We start from the raw sequence: 14,313 nt of genomic DNA, 5'->3' as shown, positions 1-14,313 counted from the left end.
CCTCGTCGGCGCGCCCGAGCCGGCGCAGTGCGTGCGCACGGCGGCGCTCGCGGTCGGCCGCGTCCCAGGCCCGGAACGTCCCGCGATCGTGCGAGACCTGCGCCAGCGCGTATTGCAGCTCGGCCAGTTCGAGCGCGGCGCCGGGCTGCGAGCCCTCCACGCTTTCGTAAAGACGCAACTGCCGGTAACGCACCGGATCGAGCTGCGGCTCCTCGCCGACGATCGTGCGCAGCGCCGCGATGGCGCGGCACGACAGCGCCTCGTCCTGCCGGAACTGGCCGATGCGCAGCCGGCACAGTTCGATGCGCATCCGCACGTCGGCGCGAACGTCCGGCGCGGCGGCGTCGCGCACGCGCGCGCCGTCGAGGTCGAGCACCGCGAACGCGGCGGCCACGTCGTCCGCGTTGATCCACAACCGGTAGAGCCGCTCGATCGCTTCGATGCTGTCGGGCTGCAACGGTTGCGCGCGCAAGCGTTCGGCAAGCTGGATCGCCTCGCCCGATTCGGCTTCCTCGAGATCGGCGTCGAGTCGGTTCAGAAACGTGTCGAGCGCGGCGCCCGTCAGCGCGGGCGTCGCCGTGTCGGCGGTGGGCGTCATGGTCTTCTCCTGGAAATAAGCGGACAGGCGCGGCGCGCACGGCGCCGGCGCTGTGCCGCGGCGGGCGGGAACGGAACGAACGGCGGATCGGACGATCATCGCCGCGCCACCCTGGCGCGGCGAACCGGCAAGGCGCGGGGACGCGCGTGCGCCGCATCCGCGCGGGATGCGCCACGCCCGTCAATACGATCGATCGACAAGATGGAAGGCATGAATCACCGGAGATCGCGTAACGGCCAGTCCGCGATCGTCGTCTATTTGAAAGTCTGTTGACAGCGCGCCGCCGGATTCGCGGGCGGCGCGATGAGTGGCCCGCTGCGCCGCGCACCTGCACGCCGGTGCGCCGATCGAAGCGGATCGGGCCGCATTTTACTTGGCGCGTCAGGTCAAAGAAAGCGGAATCTGGCCGGGCGCGGCGCGATCGCCCATAACAAAAAGCCCCGCCGAAGCGGGGCGTGAATCGCGCGGCCGAACCGCCGCCGTTCGATCGATCAGAACTTGTGGCGCAACGCCGCGCGCAACATGATCTGATGGTTGTTCGACGAATCGCCGAGGTTCGCGATGTCGGCCACCGCCGCGCCGCCCGTGGACGACGTACCCGAGGCGCGCTGCCATGCGCCCTCCACGTACACGTCGGTACGCTTCGACAGCAGGTAATCGGCCATCAGGCTCACCTGATGGAAATGCTGGCCGCCCACCGCGCGGCCGTTGGTCAGCGCCACGCTGTGCCCGCTCAGATAATCGTACGCGGCACTGAGGAACAGCACCGGGTTGACCATGTACTTGGCGGCGACATCCACGTTGTCGAAGCGCGCGGTGCGATCGGCGAAGCCGTTGCCGAGGCCGCCGTACTGCGTGTTCGAATACGAGGTGGTCAGCGACAGCGGCCCGAACGTGTAGCCGCCGCCGACGATCGCCGTCTGGTAGGCGCTCGCGCTCGCATAGCCCTTGTTCAGCGCGTTCGACAGCACCGTCGCGCCGTTCGCGTTGTCGGTGAACAGGCCCGAACCGGCCGTGGCCGAGGTGGGGTTCTTGAAGTATTCGAACGCGCCGCCCAGCATCAGCGGGCCGTTGTTGTACGCGAAGCCGAGCGAATAGCCGCTGTTGGCCGTGCCGTTGCCGGGCACGCCGCCCACCGCGTATTCGCCGCCGAACGTGAAGCCGGCGTAGTTCGCGCTCATGTAGCGCACGGCGTTGTTCACGCGGATCGTATTGCCGGTGTTGTCGAGATCGCCCGGGTGCAGGAACGGCGCGGAGCCGGCCTGCGCGCCGGCCGAGGTCAGCGGCTGGCCGAAGTAGAACATCATGTCGTACTGGCGGCCGAACGTGACGCTGCCGAAGCGGTCGTGCTTCAGCCCCACGAAGATCTGCCGGCCGAACGCGGTGCCGCCCTGCGCGAACGCGCCGCTGTTCAGGTTGATGCCCGATTCGAGCGTGAAGATCGCGCGCATGCCGCCGCCCAGATCCTCCGAGCCGGTCAGCCCCCAGCGGCTGCCGTTGATGCCGCTGGTGGAATCGAGGAACGTGCGGCTGCCGCCCGTCGGGCCGCCCACGTTGTTCTGGTACATCACGCCTTCATCGAGAATCCCGTACAGCGTCACCGAGCTTTGCGCGTGCGCGCCCTGAGCGAGGGAACCGAGTGCGACGCAGCCGAGCGCCATTTTCGTGACCGATTTCATGCAAAAGTTCTCCAATATATAGTTTTGCTACTTGATTTTTCGCGAGTCGAAACCGCCCGCGCCCCTCGCGGAACGAGGTGCGTCGGGCCTACATCGGGAAAGTGGAGGTGCGTCGCGCGGCATGCGCGACGCGAGGGGGCGGCGCCCGTCAGGGCGCGTTCATCGCGCCATGGTCAGGACACCGCGCGCGCTTCGGGCGCGGCGCGCATCCGCGAGAACGCGGGCACCAGCAGCACCAGCGCGATCGCGCCCACCAGCACGAAGCCGCCCATCGTGGCGATCGCGATGCGGAAGCTGCCGCTCGTCTGCGTGAGCCAGCCAATGATGGTCGGGCCGAAGAAGCCGCCGAGGTTCGACACCGCGTTGACGAAGGCCAGCACGGCGGCGGCCGCGGTGCCGCTGAAGAACATGGTCGGCAGCGTCCAGTACGCCGGCATGCAGGCATACAGGCCGATCATCGCCACGCAGAACGCCGACATCGCGATCACCGGGTTGCCGAGGTTGTAGGCGGCCACCACGAACGCCACGCACGACAGCACCAGCGGCTGGGCCACGTCCGACAGGCGCAGCGCGCGGTTGCGGCAGCGGCGCGACCAGAGCAGCATCGCGCCCGCGCCGAGCAGGTTCGGCAGCGCGCTGAGCAGGCCCACCTGCAGCGTCGACACATGGAACGTCTTGATGATCTGCGGCAGCCAGAAGCCCGCGCCGTAGAAGCCGATCACGAAGCACACGCCCGTGAACGTCACCACCAGCGTGCGCCAGTCGAGCAGCACCTTGAACACGTGCGCGGCGCTGTGCGGATCGCCGTCGGCCAGATCCTCGGCCTGTTCGCGGTCGATCTTCGCCTGCAGCCAATTGCGTTGCTCGGCGGTCAGCCAGCGCGCCTGCGACGGCCGCTCCAGCAGGATCCTGTAGGTCACCACGCCCAGCACGATCGCCGGAATGCCCTCGACGATGAACAGCCAGCGCCAGCCCGGAATCCCGCCCAGGCCGTCGAACGCCTGCAGGATCAGCGACGACACCGGCCCGCCGATCGCGGCCGCCACCGGCAGCGAGATCATGAAGCGCGCGATGATCTGCGTGCGGTATTCGCGCGGAAACCAGAACGTCAGGAAGAACAGCACGCCGGGAAAGAAGCCCGCCTCGCTCACCCCGAGCAGGAAGCGCACCGCGTAGAACGAATTCGGCCCGGCGATCATCGAGGTCGCCAGCGTGACGAAACCCCACACCACCATGATCCGCGCGAGCCACACGCGCGCGCCGAACTTCACCATCAGCAGGTTGCTCGGCACTTCGAACGGCAGCATGCCGATGAAGAAGATGCCCGCGCCCAGGCCGTACATCGCCGGGGTCAGGCCGAGGTCGCGGTTCATCTGCAGCGCGGCGAACCCGACGTTGGTGCGGTCGATGTAGCTGACGATGTACAGCAGGAACAGGAAGGGAATCAGCTTGATGGCCGTCTTCCTGAGGACGGCGCGTTCGTCTACGGCATTCATGAAAGTCTCCTTACCGGGCGCTAGATGAAACGTGCGCCCCAATCTTGTCAAGCGTGCTCTGGTCGGCCGCCTGGTGTTCGTCTGCCCGCGCCGGTGCGTTGCGGCAGCGGGCGCCGGCGGCGGGCGGATGCGGATGCGAGGGCGATCGGATCGCCGGGAAGCGTGGGTGGTTCTCTGCGTCGAACTCCATTTTGCGTAATTGATTACGCACAGCGTAAATTCGTCGCCAACGCCTGAACAATGCTCGAAAACCCGAGGAACGACTGCATTTGGCCATGTTGCGGCGCCTGGAATCGGGCAAACATCTTTGTTTTTACGCGTCTTTCTCCGATTTCAAGCGCCTTACGCCGCGTTCGGATGTGGCGCGCCGGCCGCTCTTCGGGTTTTCGAGCATTGTTGCACGCCGCCAACCAAATTTACGATTAGCGTAATCTTTTACGCAAAACGGGATACCCATGGCAGCAACAGAACATGCGGCGGCGAAGCCGTACGCCCTCGTCACCGGCGCGGCCGGCGGAATCGGCCGCGCGATCGTGCGGCGTCTGTCGGACGACGGTTTTCATGTGGTCGCGCTCGATCTGAACGAGGCGGCGGTGGAGGAAGTGGCGGCATCGGTGCGTGCGGCGGGCGGCTCGGCCGAGGCACATGCGGTGGACCTGCGCGATCCGGCCGCGCTCGCCGCGCTGCTCGATGCGCTGCCGCGCGTCGATGCACTGGTCAACAACGCGGGCATCTTCGACGAGCGCGCGTTCATGGATCTGAGCGCCGAGGATTTCCGCCGGCATTACGAACTGAACGTGGTGGCGCTGTTCTCGCTGAGCCAGCTCGCGGCCAAGCGGCTGCCGGCCGGCGGCAAGATCGTCAACATCGCCTCGCGCGCCTATCTCGGCGCGCGCAACCACGCGCATTACGTGGCGGCCAAGGCCGCCGTGGTGGGTCTGACGCGCGCGATGGCGATGGAATTGATGGAGCGCGGGATCATCGTCAACGCGGTGGCGCCGGGCCTGGTGGATACGCCGATGCTGCAGGCGCTCACGCCCGAGCGGCGCGCCGCCCAACTCGCGCTGCAACCCACCGGCCGCGCCGCGCAGCCCGCCGACATCGCCAACGCGGTGGCCTTCCTGGCCGCGTCGCGCACCGATTTCATCATCGGCCAGACGCTGATGGTGGACGGCGGCAAATCGCTCGGCGGCAGCCTCTGACGCGTCCGTCTCCTCTTCTTACCGGCCGGACGCCGCGCGCCCGGCCCGCATCGAACCCCGCAAGGATCCTCAGCATGTCAGACAGTCAGTCCTCCCAACGTATCGCGCTCGTCACGGGCGGCGCCGGCGGCATCGGCGTCGCGATCTGCCGGGCGCTGGCCGCCGCCGGGCATCGCGTCGCGGTCACCGATCTGCAACTCGACGCCGCCCGCCGCGTGGCCGAATCGCTGCCCGGCCAGGGCCACGGCGCGTTCGCGCTGAACGTCGCCAGCGAAGCCGACGTGCAGGCCGCGTTCGACGCCGTCACCGCGCAACTGGGCCGCCCCGAGATCCTCGTGCACAGCGCCGGCATCCTGCATTTCAAGCCCGACGGCGACCGCCCGCTCGTGATCGAAACCTCGCTGGCCGACTGGCAGCGCAACGTCGACATCAACCAGACCGGCTGCTTCCTGGTGTGCCGCGAATACGCGCGCCGCCTGCCGGCCGGCCAGAGCTTCGGGCGCGTGGTGACGCTGTCGTCGGTGGCCGCGCAACTGGGCGGCTACCGCTCGAACGCGGCCTATATCGCCAGCAAGGCGGCCGTGCTCGGCCTGACCAAGGCGCTCGCGCGCGAGCTCGCGCCGCAGGGCGTGACCGTCAACGCGGTCGCGCCGGGCATGATCGACGCGCCCATGCTGCGCCTGTCGCTGCCGCCCGAGAAGGACGCCACCGCCGCCGCCGCGATCCCGCTGAACCGGCTCGGCCTGCCCGAGGACGTCGCCGCGGCCGTGGTGCATCTGGTCAGCCCCGAGGCGAGCTACCAGACGGGCACCACCGTCGACGTGAACGGCGGCTACCGGATGCAATGACGGAGACGATCATGCGCAACCCCTCTCAAACCGGCGACGCCTACGATGTCGTCGTGATCGGCTCCGGCGCGGGCGGCCTCGGCACGGCGCTGGTGTGCCGCCAGGCCGGGCTCTCGGTGCTGGTGCTCGAAAAGACCGACCTGTACGGCGGCTCGACCGCCGTGTCGGGCGGCGCCGTCTGGATTCCCGACAACGGCCACATGGCCGGCGTGGGCCACACCGATTCGCTCGACGCCGCGCGCCGCTACCTGCGCCAGACGGTCGGCCCCGCGCTGCGCGAGGACATGATGGAGGCGTTCCTGGCCCACGGCCCGGAGATGGTTCGCTTCATGGAACGGCACACCGAGGTGAAGTTCGTCGCGCGCGCCGTCTCGCCCGATTACCAGCCCGAACTCGACGGCGCGATGCCGGGCGGGCGCACCATCGATCCGGCGCCGTTCGACGGCCGCACGCTCGGCCCGCTGTTCGAGGCGCTGCGCGGGCCGCTCGCGAGCTTCCTCGCGCTCGGCGGCATGATGGTCAACAAGAAGGACATCGACGCGCTGCTGGCCATGCATCGCAGCGGCGCGGCGCTGGCTCACGCCGCGCCGCTGCTCGCGCGCTACGCGATGGACCGGCTGCGCTGGTCGCGCGGCACGCGGCTCGTGCTCGGCAACGCGCTGGCCGCGCGGCTGCTGAAATCGGCGCACGATGCCGGCATCGTGCTGCGCAACCGCGCCAAGGTCACGCGGATCGACACCGAAGCCGGCCGCGCATGCGGCGTGACGGTCGAACTCGATGGCGTCGCACGCCAGATCCGCGCGCGGCGCGCGGTGGTGCTCGCCACCGGCGGCATCGCGCAGAACAAGGCGTTGCGCGCGCAACTGGTGCCGCACGCCGCGCTGCACCGCTCGATGTCGCCCGAAGGCAATGCCGGCGACGGCGTGGCGCTGGCCGCCCCGCTCGGCGGCCATCTCGCGAGCGGCAACGCGGGCGCGGCGTTCTGGGCGCCCGTCTCGGTGTTCCGCGACGAACGCGGCCGCGAGGCGCAGTTCCCGCACCTCGTCACCGATCGCCAGAAGCCCGGCATCATGGCCGTCAACGCGGCCGGCCGGCGCTTCGCCAACGAAGCCAGCTCGTATCACGACTTCACGAGCGCGATGCACCGCGCCCACGCCAGTTCGCCGTGCGTGCCGGCCTGGCTCGTGTGCGACGCGAATTTCCTGCGCCGCTACGGCCTCGGCCGCGTGCGGCCGCGCTCGCTCGAAGTGGGCCGCTACCTGCGCAGCGGCTACCTGAAGCGCGGCGCGACGCTCGACGCGCTGGCCCGCGAGATCGGCGTGCCGGCCGGCGCGCTGGCCGACAGCGCGCGCAAGATGAACGAGGCCGCCGCCTCGGGCGTCGACGCCGAATTCGGCCGCGGCCACTCCGCCTACGACCGCTACCTCGGCGATCCGGCGCACACGCCGAACCCGTGCCTCGGCCCGATCGACACCGGCCCGTTCTACGCCGTGCAGATCGTGCCCGGCGACATCGGCAGCGCCACCGGCCTCGACACCGATCCGCGCGCGCGCGTGCTGGACGGCGCGGGCCAGCCGATCCCCGGCCTCTACGCCGTGGGCAACGACATGAACTCGGTGATGGGCGGCACCTACCCGGCCGCCGGCATCACGCTCGGCCCGGCGCTCACGTTCGGCTACATCGCCGCGCGCGACATCGTCGACGGCGGCCAGGCGCTGGCCGACGGCACGGCCGCCGCCCGCGGCGCGCAACCGCCGCTCGCCGCGCCGAACCCCGCTCTCAAGGAAGCCCGACCCGCATGATCGTCAATCCGACCCAACGCCTCGCGTTCGTGACCGGCGCCGCCAGCGGCATCGGCGCGGCCGTCTGCGAACTGCTGCCCGCGCGCGGCGTGGCCATCGCCGCCGCCGATCTCGACCTGGCCGGCCTCGACGCGCTGCGCGAGCGGCTCGGCGCGGCCACACCGTTCTTCTCCGGCGTGCTGGACGTGCGCGACGACGCGCAGATCGCCGCGTTCGTGGCGCGCGTGGAAGCCGAATTCGGCGCGATCACTGATGTCGTGCCGTGCGCCGGCGTCGCGCGCAGCGCGCCGGCCGAGCTGATGAGCGCCGACCAGTGGGACCTGGTGCTCGACATCAACCTGCGCGGCACGTTCCTGACCTGCCGCCACGCCGCCGCCGCGATGCTGCCGCGCGGCCGCGGCAGCATCGTCTGCCTCGCCTCGATCACCGCGCGCGGCGGCCAGCCCGGCCGCGCCAACTACGCGGCGTCGAAGTGGGGCCTCGTCGGCCTCGTCAAGAGCCTGGCCACCGAATGGGGCCATCGCGGCGTGCGCGTCAACGCGGTCGCGCCGAACGGCGTCGACACGCCGATGCTGACGATCGGCGTGCCGCAGGCGTTCCGCGAGGACGTGATGCTCGACCGCACCCCGCTCGGCCGCTTCGCGCAGGTGGGCGAAGTGGCCGAGGCGATCGCGTTCCTGCTGTCGGATGCGGCCTCCTACGTCACCGGCGCGGTGCTCGACGTGGACGGCGGCCTGACCGCCGGCTACCTGACCCACGCGCACGGCAACGATTACGCGCTGCACGCGAAGCCGCCCGCCGCGTAATCCGCGCGCCCCCTTTTCTTCAGGAGTCACGATGTCCCAATCCACCACGCCCGGCCTGTACTACTCCCCGATGTCGCCGTTCGTGCGCAAGGTGCTGGTGTGCGCCGCCGAACTCGGCATCGCGCTCGAGCACCTGCCGCGCCAGTTGTCCCCCGTCCTGCGCAACGCCGAAGTGGCCGCGCACAATCCGCTCGGCCAGGTGCCGACGCTCACCGGCATCGCGCTCGACGAGGCGCTCTACGACAGCCGCGTGATCTGCGAATACCTCGATGCGCCGCACGGCAAGCTGTTTCCGTCCGGCGACGCCCGCTGGCGCGCGCTGCGCGAGCAGGCGCTGGCCGACGGCATGCTGAACGCCGCGCTGATGCGCCGCTACGAACAGGTGATCCGGCCCGACGGCGGGCGTCACGCCGCCTGGGACGCAGGCCAGCGCGAGAAGGTGGTGGCCGCGCTCGACCGCTTCGAGCACTGGGCGCCGGGGTTCGGCGCGCGCGTCGACATCGGCACCATCAGCATCGCCTGCGCGCTCGGCTATCTCGACCTGCGCTTCCCCGAGGAGAACTGGCGCGCGCGCCCGGCGCTGGCCGCCTGGCACGCGCCGTTCGCGCAGCGCGCATCGATGCTCGGCACGCGACATCCCGACGCCTGACACCCGCCCGACCGGCCGCCTCGCTCGGGGTAAACTGGCGGTTTTCCCAGATTCCCCGTTCACCCCGACGAGCCCCATGGCCACCAGCGACGACACCCGCAAGAACCCTCGACACCGCGTGCAATCGGCCGAAACGGGCGCCGAAATCCTCAAGGCGCTCGCGAGCCTCGGCCCGTCCGCCTCGCTGACCAACATCGCCGAAGCGTCCTCGATGGCGCCCGCCAAGGCGCACCGCTACCTGCAGGCGATGATCGCCAGCGGCCTGGCCACCCAGGAAAAGCAGTCCGGCCGCTACGCGCTCGGGCCGGCGGCGGTCGCCATCGGCCTGGCCGCGCTCGCGCAGATCGACGTGGTGGGCAATATCTCCGACATGCTGCCGGACCTGCGCGACGCCACCGGCATCACCTGTTTCGTGGCGGTCTGGGCCAACCACGGCCCGACCGTGGTGCGCGTGCTGGAAATGGTGGGCGAAGTGACGGTGCTCACACGCGCCGGCGCGACCATGCCGCTGCTGCGCTCGGCCACCGGCCTGACCTACGCGGCGCACCTGCCGATGCCGGTGCTCGCGCCGGTGCTCGCCAACGAGCCGAAGAGCCTGCAGGAACAGTTCACCGATCCGGCCTCCGCGCTGCAGGCCGAGCTGCGCGCGGCGCGCGAGGAAGGCATCGTGGTGATCGAGGGCTTGATGGTGCCCGGCATCGCGGCGACCGCCGTGCCGATCTTCGACGCGCACCGCCAGATCGCCGCCGTGGTCACGGCGATCGGGCCGTACAACCGTTTCGATTCGAAGCGCGACGGCCCGCTGGCCGAGCAGTTGAAGGCGTTCGGCAAGCGCGCGAGCCAGCGGCTCGGGGCGCCGATGTTCTGATAACGCGCGCGAGGCGGGGCGGAACGACGCGCCGCCGCCCCGCCTCGCCCCTCACCCCCGCCGCCGGTCGATCACGTGACCGGCCGCGCACCCCGCCACCACGCCCCAGAACGGCGCGCCGATGCCGAGCAGGCTGAAGTTCGCGCTCGTCACCACGAACACCACCAGCGCGCCGGTCGGATAGGCCGACGAGAACGCCGACACGAACGCCTTCTCCAGCACGCCGAACATCGCGAGGCCCGCCAGCACCACCACGAACGCGGCCGGCAGGCTCGTGAGCAGATACACGTAGCCGGTGGCGAAACAGCCGATCGCGAGGAACACCGCCGAGGCCATCAGCGCCGCGATGTAATGGCGGCCGGTGGTGCCGTCCGACACCAGGATCGCGTTCGACGGCCCCGCCAGCACCGACGGGCAGCCGCCGAACACAGCCGTCAGCGCGGTCATCGCGCCGCTGCAGAGCGTGACGAGCTTCGACGAGGTCGGATAGCCGGCATGGCGGATCACCGCGATGCCCTGCGCGTTCTGCACGAACAGCACCGTCACCAGCAGCGGCACCAGCAGTTGCGAGATCGCGTGCAGGTTGAACACCGGGGCCACCAGCATCGGCGTGGCGAGCCACTCGCCGCGCATGCCGGCCGGCCAGCGAAAGCCGGTGAGCGCCAGCGCCACCACGCCGGCCGCCACCGCGCCGATCACGGGCGGCACGGTGCGCCGGCCGCGCCGCTCCATCCAGGTCAGCACGAAGAACGCCGCGATCATCGCCACGCTCACCCAGGGCGCGCTGCCGGTGGCGTCGACGATCGCCACCACGTAGCGCAGGAACAGCGCGGCGATCATCGCCATCACGATCGGCATCGGCACCCAGCGGTCGAGCACCTTGACCGCGCCCGTCACGCCGAGCAGCACCAGCACCAGCGCGCACACCAGATAGGTGCCCACCGCGGCCGCGAACCCGTATTGCGCGATCACCGGGCCGGCCAGCACCGCGCCGGGAATGGTCCAGAGGAACAGCAGCGGCTGGCGCGTCTTCCAGCTCACCGCCATGCTGGCCAGCGCGTTGATCGCCAGCACCGAGCACAGCCACGAGGAGGTTTGATGCAGCGTCAGGCCGCCCTGCCGCGCCGCCGCGATGATGATCGCGACCGGGCCGGTGGCCGAGAAGCTCACGCTGACGAACGCGAGCACGAGATAGAGCGGCCATTCCCGCTGCCGGGTTCTGATGGTGGTGGACGTCATGGACAAGCTTGAATCCCTTCTCCGAAAGCCTGCATTGGGTGGCGAACGCGCCGGAGCCGCGGGCGCGGGCGCGGCCCCGGCGGTTGGCGTCAGTTGCCGGCCTTGGTCACCACCGTCTTCCATTCGGCGCCGGCCACCTGGTACAGCGTCGAGGCGGCGTTCTTCAGGTCGCCGTCGGGCTGGAACGCGATGGTGCCCGTCGAGCCGTCGAATGTACTCGACTTGATGGCCGCGTTGAAGACCTTCGGATCGGTCGAGCCGGCCTTCTCCATCGCCGCGAACACGAGGTTCGCCGCATCGTAGGCGAACGACGCGTAAGCCAGCATGTCGTGCCCGTAGGTCTTCTTGAAGTCGCCCGCGAAGCGCTTGCCCGCGGCGGTCGAATCGAGCGGATGGCCGTATTCCCACGCCATCGCGCCGTCGGCGGCCGGGCCGGCCAGCTTGATGAAATCGGCGTCCATCACGCCGCCACCGCCCACGAACTGCGTCTTCATGCCGAGCTGCTTCATGCGCTTGACGATCATCGCGGCCTGCGCGTCGAGCACGCCGCAATAGAGCAGATCCGCGTTCATGCTCTTGATGTGCGTGAGCTGCGAGCTGAAATCGACCGCCTTGTCGTTGGTGAACTGGTGATCGACGATGGCGCCGCCCGCCGCCTTGACGGCCTTCTCGAACTGCTCGGCCTCGCCCTGGCCGAACGCGGTGCGATCGTCGAGCACGGCGATGCGCTTGGCCTTGGTCACCGTCACGGCGTAGGTGCCGGCCGCGCCGGCGTTCTGCGCGTCGTTGGCGACCACGCGGTACACGGTGGCGAGGCCGGCCTGCGTGATGGCCGGGTTGGTGGCGGCCGGCGTCAGCATCGGAATGCCGGCCTTGGCGTACACCTGCGAGGCCGGCAGCGTCGTGCCGGAATTGAAGTGCCCCACCACGAACGCCGCGCCGCCGTCCACCAGTTGCTGCGCGACCTGCACGCCGATGCGCGGGTCGGCCTGGTCGTCGCCCGTGATCACCTGGAACGTCACGGCATTGCCGTTGATGACGGGATGCTTCGCATTCTCCTCGGCCACGGCCATCTTCACGCCGGCCGCGATGTCCGTGCCGTAGGCGGCGTTGCCGCCCGTCATCGGCCCGGCCACCCCGACCTTGACGACCATGTCCTGCGCCTGCGCCTGCAAGGCGGCCACCGACAACACCACACCGAGCAGACCGGCGAGGGGGCGAAGCTTGAACGCACTGGAACTCATCTCGAATCCTTTCTTCAGAATGATTTTGACGTAGCGTCGACACGCGCCGGCTTCGGAACGAAGCCGCTTTGTCGCGATCGGGCGCGCACTACCGGACAGCGTGTCTCCCCTTCCGTCTGTTCTTGTTGTCGAGCGTGTGGGGTATTGCAGGATCCATGCCAGTTTTCTGCACGAATTCGAGGCGCGCGATCAGCCGGCGGGCATCGCGTCGAACAGCGCGAGCGCCGCGTCGCGCGGCATCACGCTCGCGTATTTCTGACCCATGTCGAACAGGTTCGCCTCGTGCGGCGCGAGCGCGCGGTCGCCCACGCAATCGGCCAGCACGAACGGGCGGAAGCCGTATTGCATGGCGTCCACCACGCTCGCGCGCACGCAGCCGCTCGTCACCGCGCCGGCCACGACCAGCGTGCGCACGCCGCGATGCGCGAGCCACGCGGCCAGCGAGGTGCCGAAGAACGCCGACGGCACCGTCTTGCGCACCACCAGTTCGCCCTCGCGCGGTGCAAGCGCATCGACGATTGCACTGGCATGGTCGTGTTCCTTCAGCGTGGCCATGCCGGGCACCTTCATCGAGAACACGTTGTGGTCCGAAGCGTCGTCGGCATAAACGATGCGCGAGTGCGCCACCGGCCAGCCGCGCGCCCGCGCATGCGCGAGCAGCGGCACCGCGTTGGCGATCGCGGCCGGGATGTTGCCGCCGCCGAAGCGCGCCGGATCGGCGAAGCCGTTGACGAAATCGATCAGCAGCAGCGCGATCGGCGCGGCCGGTTCGAGCGTGGAGCCGAAGCCCTGGCGGCGGTAGGTGTCGAGGTCGTTGGACATGGGGTGAATTCGGTGCGTTGAGGGATCAGCGGTCGAGCGTCCTGCCGTCGCGCACGACGGGCTCGCCGTCGAGCGACACCGTGCAATGACGCAGCGGCACATCGATATGGCACGCCGTGGTGCGCGCGCCGCCGGCCTCGTTGTTCGGGCCGAGCGAGAACAGGAAATTGCCTTCGTAGGCGCGCGCATCCATGCCGATGGTGGCCTCGCGGTCGTACAGGCCGAGCGTGGACCAGCGCGCGCGCGGTTGCAGCCCCCAGCCGATATGCGAGATCGCGTAGGCCTCCGGATCGTCGAACGCGGCCATGTAATCGCGCAGCAGCGCGGCGTCCACGCCGCCCTCGATGCGCGTGGCGAAGCCGTTTTCCACGGTCAGCTCGATCGGGTCCTGCACGTAGCGCTTCTGCGGCAGCAGGATGTCGCCGCGATCGATCACGATCCGGCCGTGCGCGCCGCGCTCGTTCGGGAACGTCAGCGCGAAACCGCTCGGCCAGTGATCCCAGCGGCCGGGCGCATCCACGAAACCGTATTCGGCGATCGGCTCGAATTCGCCGAGCGGGCAATGCAGATCGGTGCCGGCCGCCGACGCGGCATGCATGACGCGCGCGCCCGCGATGCGGGCCTGCGCGGCCAGCACGCGCTCGCGATCCTGCACGGTGGGCAGCAGGCGCACCAGCACCTCGGGCGGCTCGACCGCGAGCAGGATCCTGGTGCCGGCCTTCAGGATGTCGAGCTGCTCGGGCGAGAACAGCAGCGTCATCAGGTCGAGCACCAGATCGCTGGCCTTCAGCGCGGCGATCGCGGCGCGGTTGCCGGTGAGCGGCGTGGTGCCGAGATAGGCCAGCGCGTCGCGGCTCAGCGATTTCTCGCCGTTGACGGGCGGCAGGTCGAGCCGGTTGACGATCGCGCCCATCGACTGCACGGCCACCAGCGCGGCCGACAGCGTCTGCGGGTGGGTGGTCGCGCCGGTCAGGATCGTGACCGTCTGCCCCGCTTCGAGCCGCGACAGCCGCAGCACCTGCTGCCACGCGTCGATCAATTGGTAATCGCTGACGGGCAT

13 protein-coding genes are annotated in these 14,313 nt (G+C 69.9%); 6 read left to right on the top strand and 7 right to left on the bottom strand.

What is annotated here, in order from left to right; translation table 11 throughout:
* The 3 genes from G3N92_RS13275 to G3N92_RS13265 form a co-directional block, all read right to left on the bottom strand.
* Positions 1-598, bottom strand: a 598-nt coding sequence (locus G3N92_RS13275) for a hypothetical protein (RefSeq protein WP_206127983.1), incomplete at its 3' end; no start/stop codon positions are given.
* A gap of 491 nt (positions 599-1,089) precedes the next feature.
* Entirely contained in the window at positions 1,090-2,277 is a 1,188-nt protein-coding gene (locus G3N92_RS13270; protein ID WP_206127982.1) for a porin, read from the bottom strand.
* Positions 2,278-2,450: 173 nt separating this feature from the next.
* The gene (locus G3N92_RS13265) at positions 2,451-3,773 is read right to left on the bottom strand and encodes an MFS transporter (protein ID WP_206127981.1); all 1,323 of its coding nucleotides are present in this window, start codon (positions 3,771-3,773) and stop codon (positions 2,451-2,453) included.
* A 455-nt stretch (positions 3,774-4,228) separates the two neighbouring features.
* Between G3N92_RS13265 and G3N92_RS13260 the strand changes: the two genes are divergently transcribed.
* The 6 genes from G3N92_RS13260 (at position 4,229) to G3N92_RS13235 (ending at position 9,948) form a co-directional block, all read left to right on the top strand.
* A complete protein-coding gene (locus tag G3N92_RS13260; protein ID WP_206127980.1) occupies positions 4,229-4,975 on the top strand; it encodes an SDR family NAD(P)-dependent oxidoreductase in 747 nt (248 codons plus the stop codon).
* A gap of 74 nt (positions 4,976-5,049) precedes the next feature.
* Positions 5,050-5,823 (top strand): SDR family NAD(P)-dependent oxidoreductase, encoded by a 774-nt coding sequence (locus G3N92_RS13255; protein ID WP_206127979.1) that lies wholly within the window; start codon positions 5,050-5,052, stop codon positions 5,821-5,823.
* A gap of 11 nt (positions 5,824-5,834) precedes the next feature.
* Complete coding sequence (locus G3N92_RS13250; RefSeq protein ID WP_206127978.1) at positions 5,835-7,625, top strand: FAD-dependent oxidoreductase; 1,791 nt, start codon at positions 5,835-5,837, stop codon at positions 7,623-7,625.
* On the top strand, positions 7,622-8,431 hold the full coding sequence (locus G3N92_RS13245) for an SDR family NAD(P)-dependent oxidoreductase (protein WP_206127977.1): 810 nt from the start codon (positions 7,622-7,624) through the stop codon (positions 8,429-8,431). The genes G3N92_RS13250 and G3N92_RS13245 overlap by 4 nt, the downstream gene beginning before the upstream one ends.
* Before the next feature lie 31 nt (positions 8,432-8,462).
* Positions 8,463-9,080: a glutathione S-transferase family protein gene (locus G3N92_RS13240; RefSeq protein WP_206127976.1), complete on the top strand. Its 618-nt coding sequence runs from the start codon at positions 8,463-8,465 to the stop codon at positions 9,078-9,080.
* 76 nt (positions 9,081-9,156) lie between these two features.
* A complete protein-coding gene (locus G3N92_RS13235) occupies positions 9,157-9,948 on the top strand; it encodes an IclR family transcriptional regulator (RefSeq protein ID WP_206127975.1) in 792 nt (263 codons plus the stop codon).
* A 51-nt stretch (positions 9,949-9,999) separates the two neighbouring features.
* On the opposite strand, the gene G3N92_RS13230 is transcribed toward G3N92_RS13235, so the two are convergent.
* The 4 genes from G3N92_RS13230 to G3N92_RS13215 form a co-directional block, all read right to left on the bottom strand.
* Positions 10,000-11,187 carry a benzoate/H(+) symporter BenE family transporter gene (locus tag G3N92_RS13230; protein ID WP_206127974.1) on the bottom strand — a complete coding sequence of 396 codons (1,188 nt, stop codon included), beginning with the start codon at positions 11,185-11,187 and terminating at the stop codon, positions 10,000-10,002.
* A gap of 89 nt (positions 11,188-11,276) precedes the next feature.
* Positions 11,277-12,341, bottom strand: a complete 1,065-nt coding sequence (locus tag G3N92_RS13225; RefSeq protein ID WP_241014766.1) for a branched-chain amino acid ABC transporter substrate-binding protein — start codon at positions 12,339-12,341, stop codon at positions 11,277-11,279.
* A gap of 279 nt (positions 12,342-12,620) precedes the next feature.
* Positions 12,621-13,253 carry an N-carbamoylsarcosine amidohydrolase gene (locus G3N92_RS13220; RefSeq protein WP_206127972.1) on the bottom strand — a complete coding sequence of 211 codons (633 nt, stop codon included), beginning with the start codon at positions 13,251-13,253 and terminating at the stop codon, positions 12,621-12,623.
* Between the two features lie 25 nt (positions 13,254-13,278).
* Positions 13,279-14,313 carry a 2,5-dihydroxypyridine 5,6-dioxygenase gene (locus tag G3N92_RS13215; RefSeq protein ID WP_206127971.1) on the bottom strand — a complete coding sequence of 345 codons (1,035 nt, stop codon included), beginning with the start codon at positions 14,311-14,313 and terminating at the stop codon, positions 13,279-13,281.

Origin of the sequence: Burkholderia sp. Ac-20379, assembly GCF_017104645.1 — a bacterium.
GTDB lineage: Bacteria > Pseudomonadota > Gammaproteobacteria > Burkholderiales > Burkholderiaceae > Burkholderia.
Note: the sequence above shows the minus strand (reverse complement) of the source record. Positions and strands in the feature narration are given on the sequence as shown.

Excerpts from the sequence above, each read along its gene's own strand:
- G3N92_RS13250 (WP_206127978.1), top strand. The coding sequence starts at position 5,835 with ATGCGCAACCCCTCTCAAACCGGCGACGCCTACGATGTCGTCGTGATC.
- G3N92_RS13255 (WP_206127979.1), top strand. The coding sequence starts at position 5,050 with ATGTCAGACAGTCAGTCCTCCCAACGTATCGCGCTCGTCACGGGCGGC.
- G3N92_RS13240 (WP_206127976.1), top strand. The coding sequence starts at position 8,463 with ATGTCCCAATCCACCACGCCCGGCCTGTACTACTCCCCGATGTCGCCG.
- G3N92_RS13225 (WP_241014766.1), bottom strand. The coding sequence starts at position 12,341 with ATGGTCGTCAAGGTCGGGGTGGCCGGGCCGATGACGGGCGGCAACGCC.
- G3N92_RS13220 (WP_206127972.1), bottom strand. The coding sequence starts at position 13,253 with ATGTCCAACGACCTCGACACCTACCGCCGCCAGGGCTTCGGCTCCACG.
- G3N92_RS13215 (WP_206127971.1), bottom strand. The coding sequence starts at position 14,313 with ATGCCCGTCAGCGATTACCAATTGATCGACGCGTGGCAGCAGGTGCTG.
- G3N92_RS13270 (WP_206127982.1), bottom strand. The coding sequence starts at position 2,277 with ATGAAATCGGTCACGAAAATGGCGCTCGGCTGCGTCGCACTCGGTTCC.
- G3N92_RS13260 (WP_206127980.1), top strand. The coding sequence starts at position 4,229 with ATGGCAGCAACAGAACATGCGGCGGCGAAGCCGTACGCCCTCGTCACC.
- G3N92_RS13235 (WP_206127975.1), top strand. The coding sequence starts at position 9,157 with ATGGCCACCAGCGACGACACCCGCAAGAACCCTCGACACCGCGTGCAA.
- G3N92_RS13230 (WP_206127974.1), bottom strand. The coding sequence starts at position 11,187 with ATGACGTCCACCACCATCAGAACCCGGCAGCGGGAATGGCCGCTCTAT.
- G3N92_RS13265 (WP_206127981.1), bottom strand. The coding sequence starts at position 3,773 with ATGAATGCCGTAGACGAACGCGCCGTCCTCAGGAAGACGGCCATCAAG.
- G3N92_RS13245 (WP_206127977.1), top strand. The coding sequence starts at position 7,622 with ATGATCGTCAATCCGACCCAACGCCTCGCGTTCGTGACCGGCGCCGCC.